The organism is Streptomyces sp. NPDC103540 (assembly GCF_055584445.1).
In genome coordinates this window covers 239,622-263,946 of record NZ_JBVJMA010000002.1, presented here as the reverse complement: position 1 = coordinate 263,946, position 24,325 = coordinate 239,622, and the positions used below count along the sequence as shown (strand labels likewise).

Here is a 24,325-nt window from a genome sequence, read left to right as displayed (position 1 = left end):
CCGCCGATCGGGGCGGGCCGCTGCCCGACCCCCTGTCGGGCGGCGCTTCGGCGGCGAACCCGTTCCTGGACGGTGGCGCGCCGGTGGAAGGCGGGGGCGGGGCGGGGCCGTCAGGAGAAGGGGGTCCTGTCGGCGCGGCAGACCGTGCCGGGGGGCGGGAGCGTTCCGTCGACGAAGTAGCGGCTCTCGTACGCGTTGACGCAGGCGCTGCCGTTGTTGAACAGGGCGGTGTGCCCGTACCCGTCGTTCGTCAGCAGGCGGGCGTCGGCCAGTTCGCGGGCCATGGCCTGAGCGCCCGTGTACGGGGTGGAGGGGTCGTAGCGGGTGCCGATCACCAGGACGGGGTGCGGGGTGGGCGCGTTCCACGGGCCGGAGTAGCCGGCGGCGGCCCGGGCGGGCCAGGTGGCGCAGGGCTGCGCCGCCCAGGTCCAGAAGCGTCCCGGGTCGCCGTACCGTCGGGCGCTGTCCTCCTCCAGGCCGTGGTAGGCGGCGGGGTCGCGCGGGTTGGGGCTGTCGGCGCACCAGACGGCCGCCGCCTGCTCGTCACCGAGGTACGGGTTCGGCTCGGCGACCGGGGGCGGCGGCTGGACGGGGGGCTTCGGGGCGCGGCCCCGCGACAGCTCCTGGAGCCGCTCGGCGAGGGCCGTCCAGCCGGGGTCCACGATGTAGAGGCTGTTCACCGTGTCGGCGACCGTCCTGGCGTACGTCCACGGCCCCACCGGGTGCTCGCGGAGGCCTTCCATCAGCCGGTCGAACTTGGCGCGGGTGGCCTCGGGGCTGCCCGCCGAGAAGGCGCAGCGGGCCGCGGGAGCCGATCCGCAGAGGGAGAGGAACCGGTCCAGGGTGGCCGCCGCGGTGCGATCGGAGCCCAGGCGCAGGAGGGTCGTGGTGCGGGGCTCCTCCCGGGTGTCGCCCCCGGTCCAGGCATCGGGGGCGATGTTGCTGTCGAGGACCATGGCGCGCACGTTGCCGGGGAAGAGGTTGGCGTAGGTGGCACCGAGGATCGTGCCGTAGGAGACGCCGAGGTAGTTCAGCGGACGGTCGCCGAGCGAGCGGCGGAGCAGGTCGAGGTCGCGGGCGGTGTCGGCGGTCGACACGTGACGCAGCAACTGCGGGTCGCGCCGCTCGCACCGCCGGCCGAGGTCCGCGTAGGCGTCGGTCCAGGCCTTGCGCTCCCGCGCGCCCACGGGGAAGCCCGCGGGCGGGCGGGCCGCCCAGGCCTTGGCCTCCTCGGGGGTGTCGAAGCAGTTCACCGCCGTGCTGTTGCCGATCCCGCGCGGGTCCCAGCTGACGATGTCGAAGCGTTCCCGCAGCTCCTCGGGGAAGGCGTCGTAGTTCTGCGGCACCTGCACGGTGCCGGGGCCCCCGGGACCGCCGGGATTGACGAACAGCGTGCCGACGCGACGGTCGGGGTCGCCCGCCTGCCGTCGGACGACGGCCAGGTCGACGGTGCGGCCCGCGGGGGCGGCGTGGTCGAGCGGCACCTTCGCGGTGGCGCACTCCCAGGGGCTGCCGGGCCTGCACGGGCTCCAGTCCAGGCGCGGCGCGGACACCGGGGGCGTCGGCGTCGGTGAGGGGGACGGTGCGGGGGCCTCGGGCGCGCCGGCGGGTCCGTTCCCGGTGAGCAGCACGCAGCAGGCCAGCGCGGCGGTGAGGGCCGCCGCGCGGCGGCGTCGACCGCCCGGGGGACGTGCCGCGGACATGTTCCGCTCCCCTCCGTCAGGGCGAGGGCCCGGTCCGGTGGTCGACGCGGCCGCATCGGGCCCGTTCGCCTCTCCCTCCACGAAACCGCGGTTCGCCGGCGCGCGCGAGCCGGGCGGGGCGCCCGTCCCGCTCGGCGCGACGGAGCCGGGTCAGCGCACGTGCCGGGCGATGGCCCGCGCGCAGTCGAGCGTCTCGGCGTGGGTGGTGTCCACCTCCACGTCGTAGACCACGCCCGCGTGCACCGTCTCGGCCTGGAGCGCGGCCATGCCCGCCGCCCGGTCGCCCCGGGCGATCTCCCGGCCCGCCGCGACCTCGGGATCGCAGCGCACCCCGACCCACAGGACGTCGAGGCCTTCCAGGTGGCCGCGCAGCCGCTCCTGGCCTTCGCGGCCGTCGAGGAAGACGTCGTCGATGATGACGTGCGCGCCGGCCCGGGCCATGGCGGCGACCCCCTTCGTCCAGGCGGTCTCCAAGGCGCGCCACTCGTCGCCGAGGACGACCTCTCCGCCCTGCCCGATCGAGATGCCCGAGCCCGAGCCGAGCAGGGAGGGCGGGAGCCGGTCGACCAGGTCGTCCACGCCCATGTTGATCCACGGCCGGGGGAGGACGGCCTTCAGACAGCGGACGATGCCGGACTTGCCGGAACTGGAACCACCGTTCAACACGATGACGTGGGTGCTCACTTGACGAACCGGCCTTCCGTGGTCGCGCGTCGGCCCGCTCGCGGGTGAGCGGTGCTCGGACATGGCGCGGTCGAACGCGCGTTGACTTTAATGGGACCGCGGTCGCCACCTCACGCGGGTTTCCGGCGGCGGCGCCGGGTCGAGGGGAAGGACGGACGCAGTGGCCGGAGGTACCGGAAGTGCCGGAGGTACCGGTGGGGCCGGGCGGGGGATCGAGATGACCCGGGTGGGCGGTCGGTGGCGGGTGACCCGGCCGTGGCCCGCCCGGTTCCGCCCGTTCCTGCACAGCTACGCCGGCTACTGGGAGGAGCCGGGGGCCACGCCCTACCGGGCCCGGCTGGTCCCCACGGGCCGCGCCGTCGTGGTGATCAGTCTGGGCGAGCCGTTCTCCCACGTCCGCCGGCCCGGGGACCCGCACAGTCCGGTGACGGGCTCGCTGGTCGTGGGCCTGGAGGACGGGCCCCGGCTGTGCGACCACCCCGGCGGGCAGGAGGCGATCCGGCTCGAACTGACACCGCTGGGCGCCTACCGGCTGTTCGCCGTGCCGATGAGGGAGCTGACCAACAGGGTGGTGGCGCTCGGCGACGTCCTCGGGCCCGAAGCGGCGGCGCTGGCCGAGCGCATGGCGGCCACCGGCGACTGGGCCACCCGCTTCGACCTGCTGGACCTCGTGCTCGCGGCCCGCATCGAGCGCGGCCCGCAGCCGGCTCCCGAGGTGGGCCACGCGTGGCGACTGCTGTCCGACACGGGCGGGGCGATCCAGATCGCCCGGATCGCGAGCGAAGTGGGCTGGAGCCAGGGCCACCTGGTGCGCCGGTTCACCGAACAGATCGGCCTGACGCCCAAGACCTCCGCCCGGGTGCTGAGGTTCCACCGGGCGGTGGGGCTGCTCACCCGCGTCGGGACGAACCCGGCGGGAGCGACGGCCGCCTGCGGGTTCTACGACCAGGCGCACCTGAACCGCGAGTTCCGCGCCCTGGCCGGGACCACCCCGGGGCGGATGGCCGCCGCCCGCGTGACGGAGGGGGCCCTCTCCCTGTGAGGCGTGAGGCGTGAGGCGTGCGCCGTGACGTGGTGCGGCCCGAGGTCAGATTCGTCCAAGCCAGGCCGCCCGTACGTCGGTAGTGTCCGCGTTCGGAGTTGATCAGGCGCCCGGACGGCCGATGGGCCGGGGGAGGGCCGATCGACGGTGAACCTGACCCAGAGTGGGGAGCACTCCATGGAAGACCTGCTGCGCATCCTGGTGGCCGGCGCGCTCACGGGCGGCCTGATCGGCTTGGCGGGAGCCCTCGGCCGGCGCCGCCGCAACCGCCGGGAGGGGGGTGGCACGGGCGGTCGCTGACCCGTCGCGCCGGGCCGCGGCGCGCGTTTCGACGCGGGACCGGGCGCCGACCCTTCTCCGGCGAGGCCCGGGAAACCGCAGGTGGTGCCCGTGATCGGGACGGGCGGCCGGACCGTCGGCGGGGGGCGACGGGGAACGGATCGCCCGCCCGAGATGCCCGCTCGCCGACGTGTGATTAGCATTGGTGGTTGAGAGCCGCAACCGCGGGTGACACCCTCGACCCGCTGTGATGCGCCGAAGCGCGAGGCTTGAAAATACGGCGTGCGCCATTCGAAAGGTCCGTGGCCCAACGGGGTCGCGTTGACGTCGCGTACGCGCTGATCGCATCGACGCGGCTGTCCGCACCACCCGTGCGCACTCCTCTGCGAGGGGCGTGAGGAGGCACCACCGATCTCGCGCCGCGAGCGGAGTGGCACGACAACGAGCGAGAAGGGTTCCACCATGCAAGCACTGAGAGTGAAGCGACTGTTCGCGGTGTCCGCCATCGGTGTCCTGATGGCCGGTGGCGCAGCCCTCGGAGCCGCGGGTACCGCTTCTGCGGCGACCCCGACGCACGCCCCCACGTACGTCACCGGCGGCGGCTGGGACGACGACCACGGCCACGGCGGCCACGGTGGTTGGTACGACGACGATGACGACTGGGGCGGAGGCTACGGCGACGACTGCTGACCGAACCAGGAGCCACGCTGTGCGACCCGGCGACGGGCCGTACAGCGTGCTGTCATGACCGGCCGTCAGCTCTGGCCGGCCGTCAGTGGGCGCGGCGGGACGGGGACCAGACGGTGGCCCGGCCCGTCGGCGACGACGGTACCCGCGGTCGGCGGCGGGAAGTGGGAGCCCAGGAGCAGGACGTCACCGCCGGCGAGCGAGGCGAGCAGGGTCCGTCGCGTCGCCTCGGACAGCGCCGGGTCGATGTCCACGCAACTGCCGATCCGCGGGTACGGCAGCTGCACGGGATGGTGGACGCAGTCCCCGGTGATCAGGGCCGTCGCGCCGCGGTCGGTGTCGGTGATCCGGACCGCGACGTGGCCGGGCGTGTGCCCGGGGGTGGGGACCAGGCGGATGCCGGGGGCGATGTCGGCGCCCTGTGGGGGGACGTCGACGAGGTCGAGGAGTCCCGCGTCCTCCACGGGCAGGACGGAGTCGCGGAACATCTGCCGGCGCGCGGCGTCCATCGGGTGGGAGGCCCAGAACTCCCGCTCCGTGCGGGAGACGAGGTAGCGGGCGCGGGGGAAGGTGGGGACCCACGCGCCGTCCTCCTCGCGGGTGTTCCAGCCGACGTGGTCGGTGTGGAGGTGGGTGAGGATCACCAGGTCGACGGATTCCGGGGGGTATCCCGCGGCGGTGAGGCGCTCCGGGTAGTCGGTGCGCAGGTCGTTCCACGCCGGGTTCGCGCGCCGCTTGCCGTTGCCGATTCCCGTGTCGACCAGGACGCGCAGGCCGCCGACCGTGAACGCGAAGCTGTGGCTGGACAGGAGCGGGACGCCGTCCGGGTCGGCGAAGTCGGGCCGGAGCCAGTCCTGTGCGCGGACGAGGGCCGGGGTCGCGGCGGGCAACAGCCAGGCTCCGGTCGCCGGCGGGAGCGGCACCTCGTCCACCCGGTGAACGGCGATCGCGCCGACCGTCCAGTGGGGGAGGGGGACGGCGGCGTCGGGGTCGGTCGGGGGCGTCTTCATTGTGGGGTGTCCTCCGTGACGGGTAAGGCGACCGGTAAGGCGATTCCTTTGCGTTTGGGCAACGTAATCTCTGGCGGGCTTTAACGCAAACAGTTAGCCTTTGGTGTGGCGGTGCTCCCAACTGCCGCTCCACGCCGCCCCGATCAGGAACGAGCAACCGTGTCCGCTGCCCACCTCACCCCCCTGGAGGCGGCCCGCTGGGCCGCCCGCGCCGGGCTCCCCCTGGCGGACGACCGCCACGCGGCCGTCGCCGCGACCGCCGACCACATCCACTCCGTCGTCTCCGTCCTGCGCGAGCTCGACTTCGGCGACACGCCCCCGACCGCCGCCCACCCCACGCGGGAGGGGCACCACGATGCGACCGCATGAACTGTCCCTGGCCGCCTGCGCGCGCGAGATCCGCGCCGGACGCCTGTCACCCACCGAACTGGTGGAATCCGTACTCGACCGGATCGACGCGACGGACGCGCACCTCGGGGCGTACGTGACGGTCACCGCCGAGCGGGCCCGCCGCTCGGCCCGCCGGGTCGAGCGCGACCTCGCGACCGGCCGCGACACCGGCCCCCTCCAGGGGATTCCCATGGGCCTCAAGGACCTGATCGACACCGCGGGCGTGGCGACCAGCGCGAGTTCGCGCGTACGGGTCGGACACCGCGCCGACTCCGACAGCGCCGTCGCCGCCCGCCTCGACGCGGCCGGCGCGGTGCTGGTGGGGAAGACCCACACCCACGAGTTCGCCTACGGCCTGACCACGCCCCAGACCCGCAACGCCTGGCACGCGCACCGCGTCGCGGGCGGCTCCAGCGGCGGCTCGGCCGTCGCCGTCGCCGCCGGGCAGGCGACCTTCGCCCTGGGCACCGACACCGGCGGCTCGATCCGCGTACCGGCCGCCCTCAACGGAGTCGTCGGCCTCAAGCCCACCTTCGGCCTCGTCCCCCGCCACGGGATCACCCCCCTGTCCTGGTCGCTCGACCACGTCGGCCCCCTCGCGCGCACCGTCGAGGACGCCGCACTCGTCCTCACGGTCCTGGCCGGCCACGACCCCCGCGACCCCGACTCCCTGCCCCTGCCGGCCGCCGACCACCGGCCGCCCGACGACGAGGACCTCACCGGCCTGCGCGTGGGCGTACCGGACAACCACTACTTCGACCACGTCGACCCGCAGGTCGAATCCGCCGTCCGACGGGCCGTCGCGCGCCTCGCCGACCTGGGAGCCGAACTCGTCGGCGTCGAGATCCCGATGGCCCGCTACATCCGGGCGACCCAGTGGGGCCTGATGGTCCCCGAGGCCACCGCCTACCACGAGCGCACCCTCCGGGCCGTACCCGAGCTCTACGCGCCCGACGTCCGCATCCTCCTCGAAGCCGGCGAACTCCTGCCCGCCGGCGACCACCTGCGGGCCCGGCGGGCACGCACCCTCATGCGGCAGGCGTGGCAGCGCCTGTGGGACACCGTCGACGTGATCGCCGCCCCCACCGTCCCGATGACCGCCGCACGGACCGGACAGGAGAGCGTCACCTGGCCCGACGGCACCGTCGAGTCCGTCTCCGACGCCTACGTACGCCTCTCGGCGCCCGCCAACATCACCGGCGCGCCCGCCCTGACCGTCCCCGTCGGACACGATTCCCAGGGCCTGCCCATCGGCATGCAACTCATGGCACGGCCGCTCGGCGAGGCGGTCCTCCTGCGCACGGGGCACGCGTACGAACGCGCCGAGCCGCTCCGCCCCCCTCGCTCCGGCCGGCAGGCCGAACCCCACTGACGCATCGGCTTTGCGTTAAGGTGCCCCCATGCCCAGACCCATGGTGCGCCCGGGCGGGCGCAGCGCCCGTGTCCAGCAGGCGGTGCACACCGCCGTGCGGGAACTGGAGGCCGAGGTGGGCCGCGGCGCGCTCACGGTCCCCCTCATCGCCGGCCGAGCCGGCGTCACCCCGTCGACCGTCTACCGCCGCTGGGGCGACCTCCAGGAACTCCTCTCGGACGTCGCCGTCGAACACCTGCGGCCCGACGCCGAACCGGCCGACCTCGGGGACCTGGCGGCCGACCTGCACGCCTGGGGCGAGCAGTTCGTCGAGGAGATGGCCTCCGAGGTCGGCCGCGCCTACCTCAGGGACGCGCTGGTGGGCGACGCGACCGGCGCCAACGCCGGCCGGTGCTCGCAGTACGCCGCCGATGCGATCGAGGTCGTGCTGGCACGGGCGGCCGGTCGAGGCGAGGAGGCGCCCGACGTCGAGACCGTGCTCGACACCGTCGTCGCACCGGTCGTGTACCGCATCCTCTTCCGGCCGGGCCCGCCGGACGCCGCGTACGCGCGCCGCCTGGTCGACGCCTGCCTGGCACGGCCACAGGGGCCTACCGACGGGTGAAGCCCGATCCCCGGGCCGATCCCCGGGCCGATCCCCGGCCCGATCCCCGGCCCGATCCCCGGCCCGATCCCCGGGCCGATCCCCGGGCCGGGGGCGGCGTCAGAGCCCCACGACCTTCGCGCTCGCGGACAGTTCGTAGACCAGGGTGAGCGTGCGACGCCCGCCGGGCGGCAGCGGCACGTCCCAGCGGACGATGCCCTCGCCGTCGACGGCACCGGGCGCCGGCGAACAGGCCTCCCCGCGCAGGCGCACCTCCACCGCCGAGACCTCCGAGACCGGGATCCGCTCCCGCACGACGACCACCCGCTCGTCCCGCTCCCCGGGCGCCGAGAACCGCGACAGGTGCAAGCGGACGGTGCGCGTGACCACGGTCCGCTGGGTGAGGCCCGTGGACTCCCGGGTCTCCTCCGCGGAGCGCACCACCCGGTGGTCGTCGCGGCTGCCGAAGGCCAACTCGACCGTCGCGCCCGGAGCGGTGAAGTCCAGCGTGCCGCGGCCTACGAACCCGCTGCCGCGCACCAGGTCCACCGGACCGGCCAACAGCGCGTGGCCGGACCGGTTGCCGAACCGCACCACCTGCGTGACCAGCGGCGACAGCTCGGGCGCGCACGCGTACTCGCTGCCCGCCTCCGTCGTGAAGGCGGAGAGCGGCACCCGGTGGGCACGCCCGTCCGACGGCACCGACACCGGCGCGGGCGCGTGCAGGACCCGCGCCTCCCCGCCGTCGTCCACGCCCGGCAGACCCACGACCGGTGCCGCGCCGAGGTCCCCGATCTCCTCCTCGCGCAACTCGACGTCCACGGTGCGCCGTTCGGCGGCCGTACGCTCCTTGAGCGTCAGCCGGTCCTCCTCCAGCCGCGGCGGATCGCCGGCCAGCGCCGACCGGGCCGTCGACAACGTCAGCCGTACGTCCGACCAGTCCTCGCCCGTACGCTGCCAGACCACCGCCTCCGTCTCCAGCGTCAGCGCGTCCCCGTCGAGCACCGCACGGTAGGCGGGCCGCCACAGGGCACACGGCGTGAGGTGACCCACGACCAGCCCGACCGGGCCGGCGACCGCCGACTCCACCGTCAGCTCGATGTGGCCCACCAGCTCGGCGGGCCGCTCCTCGGCCAGCTCCAGGGCCCGCTGCGCCGCCGAGAGCTCGCCGCCCAGCGCGGCCGACTCGGCCTCCACCGCGCGCAGCCGCTCGCCGTACGCGTCGCGTTCCCCGTCCACCCGGTCCAACTCGCGGGCCCAGCGCTCGGCCTCGCTCTCCCCGTGGCCGGCTCCCTCGCCGATCTCCCGCAGCAGATCGGCGGCGAGCCGGCCCAGCGCGTCGAGGCGGGCGCGCAGCCGGTCGCGCCGCCGGTCCAGGGCGAGCCGTTCCTCCTCGATGGCGCGCACGCGACGGCGTACGGTGGAGTCGTCCGCCGACGGCTGCGGACCGCGCGGCGTCCAGGCGCGGACGATCCGTACGTCGAGGACGCTCGCCGGGTGATCGGCCGTCAACTCGGCGTGGAGGGTCCGGTCGACGGCCAGTGCGCTGACCGGCCCCAGCCGCAGCCGTTGCACGCCGGCCTCCAGATCGAGCACGGTGGAACGCTCGACGTGGGCGCGGTCCTCCAGACAGGTGACGGCGGTGACGGGCAGCGCGATCGGTTCGGATGCCGTGGTCATGGCGTTCTTCAGCTCCTGCGGTTGCCGTCGACCAGGGCCTTGCCGGTCGGGATGCGGATCTCGTAGCCGCCTTCGAGGGCGGTGGTGGCGCCGGCGGGCAGGTCCACCCGCCAGACGCGGGTGCCCGGCGCGTGGTGCTCCGCCGCGCCGTGCTCGGACCCGGCGGTCTCCGGGGTCCTCCAGTCGGCCCGCTCCTCGATCCGCACGTCCTGCTCGGAGGTGACGGGGACCCGCTCGCGGACCTCGACCGTGATCGGCCGCGCGAGCCGGTTGGCCAGCTCCACGTGGACGCGGTGGTCGAGCACGGTGGTGTTGTTGCGCAGCCCCGACGTCGACTCGTACAGGTTCGTACGACGGACGACCCGGACGCCCTCGGCCGGACCCAACCCCACCCGGCGGACACCGCCGGGCGCGAGCGTGGGCAGCGCCGCCGTCAACAGGAACCCGCCGTCGACCGAGACCTCCACGGGGCCCGCGAGGAGGGCCTGGTCCGTGGCGTTGGAGAGGACCAGCGTCGCGTACACGGTCTGCTCCACGGACGGCACGCACAGGTACTCCGTGCGCAGCCCGACCGGGATCTCGCCGACGGTGACGGTGTGCCACGTGCCGTCCGACGGGATGTCGGCGCGGGCGGCGGCGTCGAAGCGGTGGTCGAAGGAACCCGCCGACTCGCGGGGGCGCACGGCGTGTCCGGGCAGCGCGAGCGCCGACACCGACTCGGCGCGGCGACGGAACTCCGAGGCCACCGGGTCGAACGGCGCCCCGGGGAACAGTCGGCCGCGGCGGCCACCCTGCTCGTCGGGGCCGCGCAACACGAGGGCGGCGTAGTCGAGTTCGCCGTCGCCGGGCCGCGGCGGACCCATGGGCGGCGCCACGGGGCGCGGCGCCGCCGGCGCGGGGCCCGAGGGGGCGGACGGTGCGGACGGGGCCACCGCGGAGCCGCCCGCGAAGGGGCCGCCGCCGGGCCGTGCGCCCGTACGGGCCCGGACCGGCTGCGCGAAGTGCGCGGCCCCGCCGGGTGCGGCGCCCGGCGCCCGGGGCGCGGGCGGCGGCGCCCCGTAGGCCTGGGGGGCCGGCGGAGGCGTCGGCGCCACGGGAGCGGACACGGGGAGCGGTACGGGGCCGGCCGCGACGGGCGCGCCGCCGGGGAGCGGGCCGCCGGGGAGCGGGCCCGGGCGGGGGCCGGCCGCCGCGTAGCCCGCGAACAGGTCCGCGAGCCCGGCGGGGGGCTCGCGCCAGCCGGACGGCGCGGGGTCGGGCTGACGGCGTCCGACGCGCACCGAGCGGAGCCTCGGCAGGTCGGTGCGGCGCCGCAGGTCGGCGGTGGCCAGGGCGACGCGCACGCCGCTCCAGTCCTCCCCGGTGCGCTGCGCGACCGAGGCGCGGAGCACCAGCCGTCCGGTGTCGTCGCCCTGACGGTGGCCCAGGCGGTACGTCGGCACCCAGACGGCGCCCGGCACCCCGTACTCCAGCTCCAGTTCGAGCTCCGGCTCCGGCCCGGCACCGTCGGTACCGGTACCGGTGGGCGCGTCGGTTCCGGTGACGGCGTCGAGGGTCACGACCGTGCAGACGGTGGTCTCTACGTGCGGGGCGGGCGCGTCGGTGGAGGCGCGGGCGAGCCGGTCGCTCGCGACGGCGCGCTCGTGCTCCAGGGCGCGCAGCGCCTCCTCCAGCTCGCCGAGTCGCACGTGTAGCCGCTCCAGCCGCTCGTCGACGAACCCGGCGAGGTCCAGCCAGGCGTCGACCGGGGTGCGACGGTGTCGCGCGTCCTCGCGCTTGCGCGGAGGCGGCACCGGGCGCAGGGCCTGGACCTCCTCGATCACGCCCAGTTGCCGGTCCCGACGGGCCCGCGCCGCCGCGTACGCCTCGTCCAGCCGCTCGACCTCGCGCCGCAGCGCGTCGGGGGCGTCCGCGCCGGCCGGCTCGGCCTCCACCTCGACGCGTGCTTCGGTAACACGTGTTACGGAGCTGCCCAGGACGTTGACCCGCAGCGAACCCGGGTCCAGGGAACGGGGCAGCCCCGTCACCCGCACCCGTCCGTCCGCCGGCACCCTGCCCCGGGCCAGGCGACGACACAGCGCCCCCTGCGCGTACACCACGACCGAATCGAGGGTCGAGTCCCACCTCTGTGCCGCATCGGCCGCCATGCGTTCCGCCCCCTCGCCTCCGTACCTGGGCGAAGCCTACGCCGACGCCCGCCCGACCCCCCAGGCCGGGCACCACCCACCCCCCGGTGAGCGGTGCCCGGGCCCGACCGGCGACGGTCCGCGCCGGCCTACGGGCTCACGCGGCGCCCCCGGGCGGGCCCGACCGAGCGGGATCGCGGCGGAGGGCACACCGGGCAACTCCCGCGCCCCGTCGGGATTCCGGTCACGCGGCGGGCCCCGCGCGCCGGCCCCGGCGCGCTCGGGCCGCCCGGGTCACGGACGCAGACCGGCGAGGAGGGCCGCGGTGGTGACGTGGTCGACGGGTCCCGTGTTCCAGTCGGCGCTCATCGGGCTGACGGCGATCCGGCCGGCGCCCACCGCCTCCACGTCGCCGCCCTTCGCGGCCGGACGCAGGTCCACCTTCACCTCCACCTTCCAGGTGCCGTCCCCGGAATCGGCGAAGTCCGGTCGGAGGAGGGTCTGGGGGTCCTGGAAGGTGGTGGACACCCCGGCCGCGGTCCCCTTGCCGTCGGCGCCGACGACGGGGTGGTTCACGTTCAGGCCCACCCCCTCGGGCAGCAGTGGGCCGGAGCGCGCCCGGGTCCGCAGCCGGTCGATGAGCCTGACCGCGAAGTCGAGCGTCGGGCCCATGGCGTTGACGGTGGTGACCGGGTCGGGCACCGAGAGGCCGCCCGTGCTCAGCGCGATGGCGGGGACCCCGGACTCCAGCGCCGTGACGGCGCCGCCGACGGTGCCGGAGTGGGTGGCGAGACCGGCCACGTTCGGGCCGAAGTTGGTGCCGGACACCACCAGGTCGGGGGCGCGTCCCGCGAACACCTCGGCGAGGCCGAAGGACACCGAGTCGCCGGGAGTACCGTCGACGGCCCACACCTTGGGCTCGGGGTGCTTCACCGTGACCGTGGGGGCGCTCGTGATCTTCGTCCCCGTACCGCTCTGATTGGTGAGCGGGGCGACGATGGTCACGTCGTGCCCGGCGGCCGTGAGTCGTTCGAAGGCCTTGCGGATGCCGGGAGCGTCGTAGCCGTCGTCGTTGGTGAGCAGGATCCGCAGCGGAGCCGTCGGCCGTGCGGACCTCGCGGACGCGGCGGGGGTGGAGGCGGGGGCGGCGGCGGTCCCGGGCGAGGCGACCGCGGGGGCGGTGCCCACCAGGGCTGCGGTGCACACGAGCAACACGGCGGGCGGCAGTACGCGGAGGTGTCTCACGGAAGGCTCCTTGGAGGTAGGAAAGGGGGAGCGGAGGGGGAAGGGGTGAGGGTCGCGTGGTGCTACGGGCCCGGCGGGCGCGCGACCCTCGGCACGCACCCGCCGGAGTCGGAAGGGATCAACGCACGCCGCGGATCGGCAGGATGGCGAGCGCGCCGATCAGCGACAGGGCGCCGCCGACCAGGAACAGGGGCGTGTAACCGCCCAGCGCGGTGACCACGGCGGACGCGACGAACGGCGCGACGATCTGGGGTCCGGCGTTCGCGATGTTGAGGACGCCCATGTCCCGCGCCGCGTCCTCGGCGCGGGGGAGGACCAGGGTGACGAGCGCGGTGTCGACGGCCATGAAGCAACCGAAGGCGAGACCGTTCAACGCGCTGAAGACGAGCATGCCGGTCCAGGTCGGGCTGACGACGGGGACCACCATCACCAGCCCCGCGAGGGCGGCCGATACGCCGACGAACACCTTGCGGCGGTTCCAACGGTCGGACAGCAGACCGCCGATGACGGTGGACAGCGCCACGGCGACCATCGAGACCGGTGTCAGGATCGCGAGGGCGGCGGGCGGGGTCAGCCCGTCGGGCAGCGTGATGTGGTCGCCCAGGATGTACAGCTGGTAGCCGACGACGGAGAAGTAGCCCAACACCATCAGGGCACGGCCGATGAAGGCCCAGCGGAAGTCGTGGTTCGCCAACGAGGAGAGGAAGGAGCGGAGTCGGTCGGCCGGTGAGGTGCGCGGCGCGGGCTCGGCGCGGACGGTGTCACGGCAGAGGAGGGACAGCAGGAGGGCGGACGCGGCGACGATCGCGCCGAGGACCAGATGGCCGGTACGCGGGTGCGCGGCGGTCTGCGAGGCGATGAGGACGCCGGCGGTGCCGCCGATGGGCATGCCCAGCCCCACCAGGGCGGAGGCCGTGCCGCGACGGGCTGCGGGGACGCGGTCGGGCACGATCGCGGTGACGGCGGCCTGGAAGGTGTTCATCGTCGCCTGGACCAGGCACCAGCCGATGCCGACGAGCAGGGCGGTGGTGACGTTGCCGAGGAGGGCCAGCGCGAGGAGGGCGCCGAAGGCTCCGCCGAGGATCCAGGGGTTGCGGCGGCCGCTGCGGTCGGAGAGGGCGCCGGCGATCGGGTTGAAGGCGGTCGCGAAGACGGCGCTGACGCCGCCGACGATGCCGAGGACGGCGACCTTGTCGTCGGGGGCGATCGCGGCGATCTGGGTGGGCAGGAGGACGGAGCCGACTCCCATGTACACGGCCATCATCGCGGAATTGGCGAGCAACAGCAGGAGCAGGAGCCCGCGTTGACGGGGTGCGCCCGGCTGCGTGGTGGTGGCGGCGGTGGTCCTGGGGTCCGCCGTGGGGGAATCGCAGCCGACGGCGGGCGAGGCGGGCGAGGCGGGCGAGGCGGGCGGGTCGGTCGGGTTGATCGGATCGACGGGGTCGAGGGGACCCGTGAGCTCGTGCGTGGCCATGGACGACTCCTCGGGGACGGAGCGGGGAGGTGGTGGGGCGCGGGGCGGCGGCGCACTCGTTCCGCTTCGAGGGTGGGGCGGAACGAGGGGAGGGGTGGGAGGCGCCGTGCGGGCGGGAGCGGGGACGGCAGGGGTGGCCGGGACCGCGGGCGGGCAGGGGTACCGGCGGGGTGTTGTTACACGTGTCACCGGCGGCGCTAGGTCACTGTGTAGCACCCATTCCCGGCCCCCGCCAGGGTTCGCGCACACCCATTCGTGCATCGTGACCGAGAAAGGAATCGCACGTAGAACACGTGTAACCAATCAGCGGCAGCCCTGACCGGTGCGATCGTGCCGCGTGTCGTTCTTGCCCTTGTGTCGGCGGTGACGCATCCGCGATACTCCGTGCCGTCAGAGCGACGCTCCCGGAGCTTCCGGCCTCGGCCGGCTCGTCGTGCCCGCGCGCCCGGCGCGGTCGCAGGGCGACCACGCGCCCTTCCGCTTCTGCCCGCCGGCTACCGGTGGTGGGCACCCGGGCGCCGCCCACTGCCTCGAACGCCAGGGTGTCCAGGTCGACTCCGACCGCCGAGGAGTCCGCGCCCTGCCCGGTCCGCGCCCTGCCCGGTCCGCGCCCTGCCCGGTCCGCGACGGCCCGGCGCGGCAGGGCGCGCACCGTTCCCCGTGCGACCGTCGACGGCACCGGATCGTGTGCGCGCCGATCCACGTCGCGGGGTGCCGTGCGGGGCGGGTCCGCGTACGAAGACGCCGCCGCGAGCCGGTGGTGGGCGCGTCGGTGTCGGGGGCCGGTGGCCCCGGCGGGGCCACGGGGGGTTACTCGCGTTACCCGCCGCGAAGCCCTGGGCGGTTACTCGCGTTACCCGCATACGGCGCGGGGGGGGGGGGGGGGGGGGGGGGGGGGGGGGGGGGGGGGGGGGGCGGGGGGGGGCCCCCCCGCCGCCCCGCCCCCGCGGGGGGCCCCCCCCCCCCGCCCCCGAGGGCCCCGTCTCAGGCCTTCGCCGGGTCCTGCTTCCAGTCCCGGGCGAGCAGCCCGAGGATCACCTCGTCCACGAACTCGCCCAGCACCCACGCCGAGGAGCGCAGCACGCCCTCGCGGACGAAGCCGTTGCGCTCGGCGGAGCGGAGCATCGCGGTGTTGTCCGCGAGGGTCTCGATCTGGATCCGGTGCAGGCCGCGCACGACGAACCCGTAGTGGCACAGCACCGCGACCACGTCGGTGCCGTAGCCCTGGCCCCGGGCGGACGGCAGCAGCCCCAGGCCGATGTGCGCGGCCCGGCTGTGGTTGTCGATGCCCCACAGCGCCGCGGTGCCGACGAGGGTGCCGCGTTCCAGGTCGATCACGGAGAACGGGACGTGCGCCGGATTCTCCGCGTCCACGGTCAGCCGCGGGTCCTTCGATCCGGGCGTGATCGGGCGCCACGGACCGGATTCGGCCCGCGAGGAGTTGACCACGTCGTCGTAGAGCTCCGTCCGCAGGATCGGGATGTCGTCCTCGTGCCGGGCCCTGAGCCCGACCTTTCCACCTTTGAGCATGCGAGCTTCCTATCCGACCGGGCCGGCCCGCCGCAATCGGGTTACCCGCCCGGTGCCGGGTCGCCGTGCCGGGTCGCCGGCGGACCACCCTCCGGCGCACCGCCCCGGTGTCAGACCTCCCGCCACCGGGCCATCGCCCAGGAGAACGCCCCGAACAGCACCAGCCCGACGGCGACCGCGACCAGCAGCCACGGGCCCGCCGGGGTGCCGGCGAAGGACCGCAGGGTGTCGTCCACCCCCTTCGCCCGGGCCGGGTCGTAGCGCACCGCCGCGTGCACGAGGAAGCCGCCGACCGCCGCGAAGACGGCGCCCCGGGCCAGGCCACCGGCCACCCCCAGGACGTCGACGGTCCGCCGCCACGGCCGCGAGACCCCTCCCATGGCCATGTGCTTTCGGAAGCTCCGGCGGGCCGCCTGGACCGCGATGACCACGCCGGCGACGGCGATGCCCACTCCGACGGCGCCCACCAGCCACCGTCCGGCGGGCAACTCCAGGGCCCGGGCCGTCACGTCGCGCGACTGCTCGTCCCCGGAACGGCCGCCGCCGCCCGCCGCGAACACCAGGACGGAGAAGGCGACGGCGGCGTAGAAGACCGTCCGGCCGGCCGAGGCCAGGCGCTTCGTCGCGCGGCCGCCGTCCTGTCCGGCGGCGCCGAACACGGCCTCCGACAGCCGCCACAGCATCATGCACACGAGTCCGATGGCGACGGCCCAGATGAGGACGCCGCCGAAGGGCGTGCCCGAGAGTTCCTGGAGCGCTCCCTGCCGGTCGGCCTCCGCGGCCCCGGAGTCACCGAAGGCCACGCGCAGGGCCAGCGTCCCGATGAGTACGTACAGCACCCCCCGCGCCACCAGTCCGCAGCGGGCGGCGGCCTCCCGGGCACCGCCGCCGGGCGCCGCGGAGCGGACGCCCCTGGTCGCGGTCGCGCCACCCACGGCGGTCAGACCTCGCCCCGCCAGGCGCCGGTCTCGGCCCCGCGTGACTCGATGAACAGCTTGAACCTCTTCAGGTCGCCCGCGACCTGGCGCTTGACGAACCCGAGCCGGTCGGCGGCCGCCTCGGCGATGCCCTCGGGCACCCAGTTCATGTGCAGGTCCACCCTGGTGGTGCCCGCGTCGATCGGCTGGAAGGTGACCAGCCCCGCCTGTCGCGCCTCGCCGTCCACCGTCATCCACGCGACGCGGCGGTCCGGGACCTGCTCGGTGATCCGGGCGTCGAACTCGCGCCGGACGCCGTTCACGTTCGTCACCCAGTGGGTGAGGGTGTCCGTGCGCTGGTCGATACGTTCGACGCCCTCCATGAAGGCGGGGAAGTCCTCGAACTGCGTCCACTGGTTGTAGGCCGTGCGGAGCGGGACGTTGACCTCGACGTACTCCTCGACGTGCGACATGCGCACCCCTTCCGTGTCGTCGGCGGCCCCGCACCCCCTGGTGCCGGTCGCCGCCTCGGGACCCTTCGAGGTGCGGCTACCCGCCCCCGGCCCCGGCATGCGGAGGCCTCCCGGGGCGGCCGGTCGGCAGCGGGCCGGCGGCCCAGCGCGGTGCGCGGGGTGATCGAGCAGGCGCGGGCGCGCCCCGAGGGTGACACCTGGTACGCGGCCTGGGACTTGTCGGACATGCTCGCCCAAGCCGGCCGCACCGGGGTAGCCGACGCGGTCCTCGCACGGCACCGGGCGGTCAACACATGGGCGAGTTGACGTGATCCGTCGATCAGGTCGGGGGCCCTCACAGATCCGAGGCGTCGATCCAGGAAACGGTGGCCACCAGATCGGGAGCCTTGTCCGTTGCCTCGGCTGCCAGAAGTGCCCAGTCCCGGCATTCGGCCACGATCCGATCCCAGGGCGACTGACGGTCGATGTACCAGTCGATGCCCGGACCCCGATGCCAGAAGGCTCCGTGGTTCGGCTTGATCCGCCACACCTGGAAGTAGAGCACCGCCTGACCGTGAGCGGCAAGATCCTCGATGACCTCGGCAAGGTGGGCCGTCGGCCATGCCGGGTCCAGGCTCCCCGGCGAGGCCCGCAGCTCGGCGGCACGGGGCGGGATCACGAGCGCGCGGGCGCCGAGATCCGTCAGCGCCCGGCGAAGCGCCTCTCCTTCGCTGTCATCGGGGGCCTCCCCTCGCTGCCGGAAGGCTTCATGGGCTCGTTGAAGATCGGGCACGGCACGCCTGATCCCCAGGCCCGCCAAGGAGTCGGCCGCCCATTGGCGAACAGTGGCGTTCTCGCTGTCCAGCAGGCCGATCAGCACGTCTCCGGGCCGCGGATCCTTCAGCGCCGTGAAGACTTCGATGGCGCAGAGTTGCCCGAACACCCCCAGGTGAGGCACTGCCGCGATCAACGCGTCCAGCACCCCTGGCCCCATGGCGATCAGCGCGCCCTGGGCGTCTTGTGCCACTGCGCTCGAATCCGCATCGAGCTCGCCGACCCGCTGAGCGATCTTGCCGTCCATGGCCACGGAGTCTGGCCCATGTCATGCACCACGACCAGCCGATAATCCGGGCACCTCGCACCCACGACCGGCACGAGCCCTCGGCTGAGCCGAGGGGGCTCGCCGCTCATCGACCCGCCGAGCGATGCCTGACTGACCCTGTCAGGCACACGAAGCCGCAGGTGAGGCCACCCGCCGGCAGCGGTCGGAGACTCCACCGGTACGGGGCGGCCGTGGCCGGCGGCGGTACCCGCTCGACGATCTCTCCGTGAACCTCGGCGAGGCCGCGGGGCGGTGTGCCGGCCGACCGGGATCGATCCCACGGGGATTTCCCGTACCCCAACTACGCGTGCCCGAGCGCCGTCACCGCCAGGGCCGCGGCCGCGAGGCCGCCGCCGAGCCACAGGGCCGCGGTGACCCCGGCGCCGTCGGAGGCCAGACCGCCGACCAGCGCACCCAGGGCGATCGCCGCGTTGAAGACCCCGACGAACAGGGCGGACAGAGCCTCGCGGTCACCCGGAGCCGAGGTCGAAGCGGAAGCCGAACCAGAAGCCGAAGCCGAAGCCGGAGCCGCCAGCCGGCTCTGCGCGGCGACCGACACGCCTCCGTAGGACAGCCCCCACAGGACGAGGAGCACGGCGGCGGTCGGTACGGTCCGGCCGAGCGGCGGTACGAGCGCGATCGAGCCCGCCAGTACCGCGCCGATCACCACCAGGGTGGCGCGGGGCGAGCGGCCGACCCCGGCGCCGGCCGCGAAGTTGCCCACCACACCGGCGACTCCGTACACGGCCAGCAGGGTGCCGATCGTGCCGGCGTCCGCGCCCGACAGCTCCTCCAGGGCGGGTCGTACGTAGGTGTAGGCGGCGAAGTGACCGGTCACCAGCAGGGCCACCACAGCCAGCCCGGCCCGCACCCGTGCCTGCCGGAGCAACCGCGGCACACCGCCGGGTCGCACGCCCGGTTCGGCCGGCAGCGCCGGCAGCAGCAGGGCCAAGGCGGCCACGACCACCAGGGACAGCGCGGCCATGGCCGCGAACGTCGCCCGCCAGCCCAGCAGTCCACCGAGCCAGGTGCCGGCGGGGACGCCGAGCACCGAGGCCACCGCGATCCCGCTGAAGATCGACGCGGTCGCGGTGCCGACCGACTCCGCCGGAACCAGACGCACCGCCAGCCCCGCCGCGATCGTCCAGACGCCCCCCATGCCGATGCCGACCAGCACCCGGGCGGCGACCATCACCGCGAAGTCCGGGGCCCCCGCCGCGAGCAGGTTGCCCACCGCCAGGACCGCCATCAGCGCGCACAGCACCGTCCGTCGGTCGAACCGGGCCGCCAGGGGGGTCAACAGCGGCGCCGAGACCGCGCCGACCAGGCCGGTGATGGTCAGGGTCAGGCCGGCGGTGCCCTCCGTCACCTCCAACGCCTCCCCGAGGGGCGTCAGCAGGCCCACGGGCAGCATCTCGGAGGTCACCACCGTGAACGTCGCGCCCGCGACCGCCGCCACCCCCCGTCGGCCCCGGGACGCCCCCCGCCCCGCCTCCACCTCGTGCGCCTCCGGGGCGCCCGTCGTCGTACCGTTTCGCGTCGTCGTTCTGTCCCTCTGCGTCATGCCACCAGCCAACCGGCCCCGACCTGCGGGAACAACGACCGGTTCCTCATGCTTCGATGAGCGGGACCACTCGATCGGCGACCACGCCGAGCGGCCGTGCGGAAGGGGAACCATGAGCCGGGCCGAGGGCGGCGCAGACGTCGTGGACGTCGGCGGCATCGAGCTGCGCGAGCTGGAGGTGTTCCTCGTGCTCTCCCGGGAGCTGCACTTCGGACGCACCGGCGAGCGGCTGTACGTCTCGCAGAGCCGGGTGAGTCAGATGCTGCGCTCCCTGGAGCACCGCATCGGCGCCCCGCTCGTCGAACGCACCAGCCGCCGGGTGCGCCTGACCCCGCTGGGGGAGCGCTTCCTGGCCGACCTGCGCCCCGCGTACGCCGCCCTGCGCGCCGGCGTCGCCGCCGCCCGGGCCGACGCGCGCGGCACCGGGGGAGAGCTGCGCATCGGCTTCCAGGGTGCCGTGGACGACCATCTCGGCCGGGCGGTCGAACGTTTCGCGCGGCGGTATCCGGACTGTGCCGTCGACGTCGTCGAGATCCCGCTCCGCGATCCCTTCGGGGCGCTCCGCCGCGGGGAGGTGGACTGCGCGGTGGTGCTGCTGCCGGTGGCCGAGGAAGACCTCCTGCTCGGGCCGGTGTTCTCCCGGCAGCCCCAGACCCTCGCGGTGTCCGCGCGACACCCCTTCGCCGCCCGGGAGTCGCTGTCCGCCGAGGAGTTGGCGGACTGCCGGCTGATCGGTGTCGCCGGCGACGCCCCCGCCTACTGGCGTCGGGCCCAGGCCCCGGCCGTGACGCCGGGCGGGCGCCCCGTACCGGCCGGGCCGGCCGTCGACACGCTCCAGGAGGGGCTGGGTCTGGCGGCGGCCGGTCGTGGCGCCCTGCTGCTGTGCCGGTCCACGGCGGCCCACCACGCGGGGCGCGCGTCCCTCGCCTTCGTGCCGGTCGAGGGCCTGTCCGACTCCGAACTGGGCCTCGTACGGCCCCGCCTGAACCCCTCGGCTCAGGCGCGGGCCTTCGCCCTGGCGCTCGACGAAGCGCTCGACGAAGCGTCCGTCGGCCCCCTCGACGAAGCACACGTCGAGGGGGCCGACAGGACGGGCGACGGGACGGCCCTCAGGGCGCGATGAACCGCGTCAGGCGCGCAGCAGGCCGCGGGGGTCGTCGCGGCCGTCCGCGCCCTCGTCGTCGAACCAGTAGTCCCCCGCGGTGAGATGGCGGGCGGGAAGCCTCCCCTCGACGGGCGGGGCGACGACCACGGCCCGGACCCCCTCGCCGGGCTGCCGGCCGCCGAAGGTGCCCACGACGCCGACGGCGCCGGGCGGGGCGCCGTCCGGTCGGACGAAGATGACGTCGGTGGCGTCCTTGCGGTGTCGACGATCCAGCACGAGCGGTCCTTTCCGGGTCACGCCTCGGGCGCGTGGGCCAAGGGTCCATACTGGCGCCCCCGGACGGCCCGGCGCCGCGCCGCGCCGGTGCGCGGAGCCCGTCACCCGTCCGCACGCGCGAGGTGTGCGAAGCGGCGGGTCTCGGCGGCGAAACGTCCCTCTTCGGGTAGGGATGACCCGGACGGGGACGACCGCGGAAGGCTTCCGTCCCCGGGCCACGCGTCTCCCCGAGTCCACCCGCAGTACGTGACCCTCGAACAGGGAGACAGCATGAGCAGCACCGAGTCGCACGGCGACGACGTCTACCAACCGCACGAGGGCGACGAGCCGTCCGAGGCGGCCCCGGACATGGACAACGCCCTGGACGAGCCCGGGCTCGACGAGACGCTCGACGCGGGGTACTCGCCGTTCGAGCGCCCGCTGGCGGTCAACGACCCCGCCACCACGGCGGCGGGGCGGCACGCCGGGGAGAGCCTCGACCAGCGCCTCGCCCGCGAGCTGCCCGAGCCCGACGCCTACGACGAGAGCGACGAGGAGGGCGCCGACGAGACCGGCGAACCCTCCCAGGCCGGCTCCGTACGGGCCGGCAGGCTGGCGCCCCGGGACGAGCCCGGCCCCCCGTACCACGTGTCCGTCGTGGCGGAGGACGTGGGTGTGAACGGCGGGGCGGCCTCGGCGGAGGAGGCCGCGATGCACATCATCGAGCTGCCCGAGGAGACCGAGGGGACCGAGGCGGGCGAGGGGTCCGAAGCGTAGGGGGAATGACGACGGGCCCGACGCGCCCGCCCGAGGCGCGTCGCGCCGCGCCGACGCCCCGGCCGGCCGGGGAGCGGCCGGCCGGGGCGTCGGGCCCCGCCACCGGGATCAGCGCAGGTCGAACCGGTCCAGGTTCATCACCTTGTCCCACGCGGAGACGAAGTCGCGCACGAACCGCGCCCCCGCGTCGGCGGACGCGTAGACCTCCGAGATGGCCCGCAGTTGGGAGTGCGACCCGAAGACGAGGTCGGCGGCCGTCGCGGTCCACTTGACCTCGCCCGTGGCGTGGTCGGTGCCCTCGAAGACGTTCGCGGTCGTCGTCGACGCCTTCCACCCCGTGCCCATGTCGAGCAGGTTGACGAAGAAGTCGGTGGTCAGGGCCTCCGGGCGGTCGGTGAGCACCCCGTGCCGGGAACCGCCGAAGCCGGTGTTCAGGGCCCGCATGCCGCCGATCAGGACCGTCATCTCGGGTGCGGTGAGGGTCAGCAGGTTGGCGCGGTCCAGCAGCAGCGTCTCCGGAGACAGCTTCTCGTCCGCGCGGAGATAGTTGCGGAAGGCGTCCGCACGGGGCTCCAGGACGGAGAACGACTCCACGTCGGTCTGTTCCTGCGAGGCGTCCGTGCGCCCCGGCGCGAACGGGACCGTGACCTCGTGCCCGGCCTTCTTCGCGGCCTGCTCGACGGCCGCGCACCCGCCCAGGACGATCAGGTCGGCGAGGGAGATGCCGGCCCCGCCGGCCCGGGCCCCGTCGAAGTCGCGCCGGATCCCCTCCAGGGCGCGCACCGTCTCGGCGACCTCCGGCAGGTCGTTGACCTCCCAGTCCTTCTGCGGCGCGAGCCGGATCCGGGCCCCGTTGGCCCCGCCGCGCCGGTCGGTGCCGCGGAAGCTGGCCGCCGAGGCCCACGCGGTCGTCACCAGCTGGGGGACGGTCAGCCCGGAGGCGAGGATCCGGGCCTTGAGGTCCGCGATCTCCGCGTCCCCGACCAGCGGGTGGTCGACGGCGGGGACGGGGTCCTGCCACAGCTGCGGTTCGGGGATCCACGGGCCGAGGTAGCGCGAGAGGGGACCCATGTCACGGTGCAGCAGCTTGTACCAGGCCTTCGCGAAGGCCGTCGCGAGCTGGTCGGGGTTCTCGTGGAAGCGCTTGGCGATGGGCCCGTACACCGGGTCCATCTTCAGCGAGAGGTCCGTGGTCAGCATCATGGGCGCGTGGCGCTTCGACGGATCGTGGGCGTCGGGCACGGTGCCCTCGGCCGACGGGTCCGTGGGGGTCCACTGCTGCGCCCCGGCGGGGCTCGTCGTCAGCTTCCAGTCGTAGCGGAACAGGTTGTCGAGGTACCCGTTGTCCCACTTCGTCGGCTGGGAGGTCCACGCGCCCTCCAGACCGCTGGTGAGCGCGTCGACGCCCGCCCCGCTGCCGTACGTGTTGTGCCAGCCCAGGCCCTGCGCCTCGACGGGGCACCCCTCGGGCTCCGGCCCGATGTAGTCGGAGGCGACGGCCCCGTGGCACTTCCCGAACGTGTGTCCGCCGATGATGAGCGCGGCGGTCTCCTCGTCGTCCATCGCCATGCGCGCGAAGGTCTCGCGGATGTCCTTGGCGGCGGCGATCGGGTCCGGATTCCCGTTCGGGCCTTCCGGATTGACGTAGATCAGTCCCATCTGCACCGCGCCGAAGGGACCGGTGAGTTCCCGGTCACCGCTGTAGCGCTCGTCGCCGAGCCAGGTGTCCTCGGGTCCCCAGAAGACCTCGTCCGGCTCCCACACGTCCGCCCGGCCGAAGCCGAAGCCGAACGTCTTGAACCCCATGGACTCCATGGCGCAGTTCCCGGCGAAGACCAGCAGGTCGGCCCACGAGATCTTCTGCCCGTACTTCTGCTTGACCGGCCACAGCAGGCGCCGCGCCTTGTCGAGGCTCGCGTTGTCCGGCCAGCTGTTGAGGGGGGCGAAGCGCTGGGCGCCGGCGCCTCCGCCACCGCGGCCGTCGGCGATGCGGTACGTCCCCGCGGAGTGCCAGCTCATCCGGATGAAGAGCGGCCCGTAGTGGCCGTAGTCGGCGGGCCACCAGTCCTGGGAGTTCGTCATCACCTCGAAGACGTCCCGCTTCAGCGCCTCGACGTCGAGGTCCGCGAAGTGCTCCGCGTAGCTGAATTCCGCGCCCAGCGGATCGGACAGGGGCGAATGCCGGTGGAGGACCTGTAGGTCCAGCTGGTTCGGCCACCAGTCCTGGTTCGTCCTGGGCCGAGGCGGCGCGGGGGTCGGGGAGGGGATCGCTGGGTTCTCGCTTTCGCTGCCGGACACGTCCGCCCTTCTTCCTGTCTCGGTGTTTCCCGTGCTGGTGTCACCGGCGC

22 protein-coding genes are annotated in these 24,325 nt (G+C 74.7%); 8 read left to right on the top strand and 14 right to left on the bottom strand.

The genetic code is table 11. The features are described 5' to 3' along the window. Positions 1–110: 110 nt before the first annotated feature. Together ACZ6ZI_RS05810 and cpt are read right to left on the bottom strand one after the other, a co-directional pair. Positions 111–1,703: an alpha/beta hydrolase gene (locus tag ACZ6ZI_RS05810; RefSeq protein ID WP_469516523.1), complete on the bottom strand. Its 1,593-nt coding sequence runs from the start codon at positions 1,701–1,703 to the stop codon at positions 111–113. Positions 1,704–1,853: 150 nt separating this feature from the next. After that, the gene (cpt, locus tag ACZ6ZI_RS05805) at positions 1,854–2,387 is read right to left on the bottom strand and encodes a chloramphenicol phosphotransferase CPT (protein ID WP_469516521.1); all 534 of its coding nucleotides are present in this window, start codon (positions 2,385–2,387) and stop codon (positions 1,854–1,856) included. Positions 2,388–2,604: 217 nt separating this feature from the next. Here cpt and ACZ6ZI_RS05800 point away from each other — a divergent pair, with 217 nt between their 5' ends. The 3 genes from ACZ6ZI_RS05800 (at position 2,605) to ACZ6ZI_RS05790 (ending at position 4,398) form a co-directional block, all read left to right on the top strand. After that, entirely contained in the window at positions 2,605–3,429 is an 825-nt protein-coding gene (locus ACZ6ZI_RS05800; RefSeq protein WP_469516518.1) for a helix-turn-helix domain-containing protein, read from the top strand. 147 nt (positions 3,430–3,576) lie between these two features. After that, positions 3,577–3,729 (top strand): hypothetical protein, encoded by a 153-nt coding sequence (locus ACZ6ZI_RS05795; protein WP_469516514.1) that lies wholly within the window; start codon positions 3,577–3,579, stop codon positions 3,727–3,729. A gap of 441 nt (positions 3,730–4,170) precedes the next feature. Then, positions 4,171–4,398 carry a hypothetical protein gene (locus tag ACZ6ZI_RS05790; protein WP_363059844.1) on the top strand — a complete coding sequence of 76 codons (228 nt, stop codon included), beginning with the start codon at positions 4,171–4,173 and terminating at the stop codon, positions 4,396–4,398. A 65-nt stretch (positions 4,399–4,463) separates the two neighbouring features. Here ACZ6ZI_RS05790 and ACZ6ZI_RS05785 read toward each other — a convergent pair whose 3' ends face one another. Beyond that, positions 4,464–5,405, bottom strand: a complete 942-nt coding sequence (locus tag ACZ6ZI_RS05785; RefSeq protein WP_469516511.1) for an MBL fold metallo-hydrolase — start codon at positions 5,403–5,405, stop codon at positions 4,464–4,466. 159 nt (positions 5,406–5,564) lie between these two features. On the opposite strand from ACZ6ZI_RS05785, the gene ACZ6ZI_RS05780 reads away from it, so the two are divergent. From ACZ6ZI_RS05780 to ACZ6ZI_RS05770, 3 genes are read left to right on the top strand one after another with little or no spacing between them, the layout of a single operon-like run. Next, positions 5,565–5,774, top strand: a complete 210-nt coding sequence (locus ACZ6ZI_RS05780) for a hypothetical protein (RefSeq protein WP_469516508.1) — start codon at positions 5,565–5,567, stop codon at positions 5,772–5,774. Then, on the top strand, positions 5,761–7,167 hold the full coding sequence (locus ACZ6ZI_RS05775; protein WP_469516505.1) for an amidase: 1,407 nt from the start codon (positions 5,761–5,763) through the stop codon (positions 7,165–7,167). The genes ACZ6ZI_RS05780 and ACZ6ZI_RS05775 overlap by 14 nt, the downstream gene beginning before the upstream one ends. A gap of 28 nt (positions 7,168–7,195) precedes the next feature. After that, positions 7,196–7,771 (top strand): TetR/AcrR family transcriptional regulator, encoded by a 576-nt coding sequence (locus ACZ6ZI_RS05770; protein WP_469516502.1) that lies wholly within the window; start codon positions 7,196–7,198, stop codon positions 7,769–7,771. A 99-nt stretch (positions 7,772–7,870) separates the two neighbouring features. On the opposite strand, the gene ACZ6ZI_RS05765 is transcribed toward ACZ6ZI_RS05770, so the two are convergent. From ACZ6ZI_RS05765 to ACZ6ZI_RS05725, 9 genes are all read right to left on the bottom strand, one after another. Beyond that, on the bottom strand, positions 7,871–9,430 hold the full coding sequence (locus tag ACZ6ZI_RS05765) for a mucoidy inhibitor MuiA family protein (RefSeq protein ID WP_469516499.1): 1,560 nt from the start codon (positions 9,428–9,430) through the stop codon (positions 7,871–7,873). An 8-nt stretch (positions 9,431–9,438) separates the two neighbouring features. Then, positions 9,439–11,577, bottom strand: coding sequence for a DUF4139 domain-containing protein (locus tag ACZ6ZI_RS05760; protein WP_469516495.1), 2,139 nt, complete (start codon positions 11,575–11,577; stop codon positions 9,439–9,441). 273 nt (positions 11,578–11,850) lie between these two features. Next, positions 11,851–12,801: a 5'/3'-nucleotidase SurE gene (surE, locus tag ACZ6ZI_RS05755; RefSeq protein WP_469516492.1), complete on the bottom strand. Its 951-nt coding sequence runs from the start codon at positions 12,799–12,801 to the stop codon at positions 11,851–11,853. Positions 12,802–12,919: 118 nt separating this feature from the next. Then, entirely contained in the window at positions 12,920–14,275 is a 1,356-nt protein-coding gene (locus ACZ6ZI_RS05750) for an MFS transporter (RefSeq protein WP_469516490.1), read from the bottom strand. 984 nt (positions 14,276–15,259) lie between these two features. Next, entirely contained in the window at positions 15,260–15,805 is a 546-nt protein-coding gene (locus ACZ6ZI_RS05745; protein WP_469516486.1) for a GNAT family N-acetyltransferase, read from the bottom strand. Positions 15,806–15,915: 110 nt separating this feature from the next. After that, positions 15,916–16,740 (bottom strand): DUF1206 domain-containing protein, encoded by an 825-nt coding sequence (locus ACZ6ZI_RS05740; RefSeq protein ID WP_469516483.1) that lies wholly within the window; start codon positions 16,738–16,740, stop codon positions 15,916–15,918. 5 nt (positions 16,741–16,745) lie between these two features. Beyond that, positions 16,746–17,195: an SRPBCC family protein gene (locus tag ACZ6ZI_RS05735; protein ID WP_469516480.1), complete on the bottom strand. Its 450-nt coding sequence runs from the start codon at positions 17,193–17,195 to the stop codon at positions 16,746–16,748. Positions 17,196–17,529: 334 nt separating this feature from the next. After that, positions 17,530–18,255, bottom strand: a complete 726-nt coding sequence (locus ACZ6ZI_RS05730; RefSeq protein ID WP_469516476.1) for a HEAT repeat domain-containing protein — start codon at positions 18,253–18,255, stop codon at positions 17,530–17,532. Between the two features lie 322 nt (positions 18,256–18,577). Beyond that, positions 18,578–19,840 (bottom strand): MFS transporter, encoded by a 1,263-nt coding sequence (locus ACZ6ZI_RS05725; protein WP_469516473.1) that lies wholly within the window; start codon positions 19,838–19,840, stop codon positions 18,578–18,580. A 112-nt stretch (positions 19,841–19,952) separates the two neighbouring features. Here ACZ6ZI_RS05725 and ACZ6ZI_RS05720 point away from each other — a divergent pair, with 112 nt between their 5' ends. Continuing rightward, positions 19,953–20,963: a LysR family transcriptional regulator gene (locus ACZ6ZI_RS05720; protein ID WP_469516470.1), complete on the top strand. Its 1,011-nt coding sequence runs from the start codon at positions 19,953–19,955 to the stop codon at positions 20,961–20,963. 6 nt (positions 20,964–20,969) lie between these two features. On the opposite strand, the gene ACZ6ZI_RS05715 is transcribed toward ACZ6ZI_RS05720, so the two are convergent. Next, positions 20,970–21,221 carry an isoamylase early set domain-containing protein gene (locus ACZ6ZI_RS05715; RefSeq protein ID WP_469516468.1) on the bottom strand — a complete coding sequence of 84 codons (252 nt, stop codon included), beginning with the start codon at positions 21,219–21,221 and terminating at the stop codon, positions 20,970–20,972. Positions 21,222–21,491: 270 nt separating this feature from the next. Here ACZ6ZI_RS05715 and ACZ6ZI_RS05710 point away from each other — a divergent pair, with 270 nt between their 5' ends. Further along, the gene (locus tag ACZ6ZI_RS05710) at positions 21,492–21,977 is read left to right on the top strand and encodes a DUF5709 domain-containing protein (protein WP_469516466.1); all 486 of its coding nucleotides are present in this window, start codon (positions 21,492–21,494) and stop codon (positions 21,975–21,977) included. A gap of 108 nt (positions 21,978–22,085) precedes the next feature. Here ACZ6ZI_RS05710 and katG read toward each other — a convergent pair whose 3' ends face one another. After that, positions 22,086–24,275 carry a catalase/peroxidase HPI gene (gene katG, locus ACZ6ZI_RS05705; RefSeq protein ID WP_469516464.1) on the bottom strand — a complete coding sequence of 730 codons (2,190 nt, stop codon included), beginning with the start codon at positions 24,273–24,275 and terminating at the stop codon, positions 22,086–22,088. Positions 24,276–24,325: the final 50 nt, after the last annotated feature.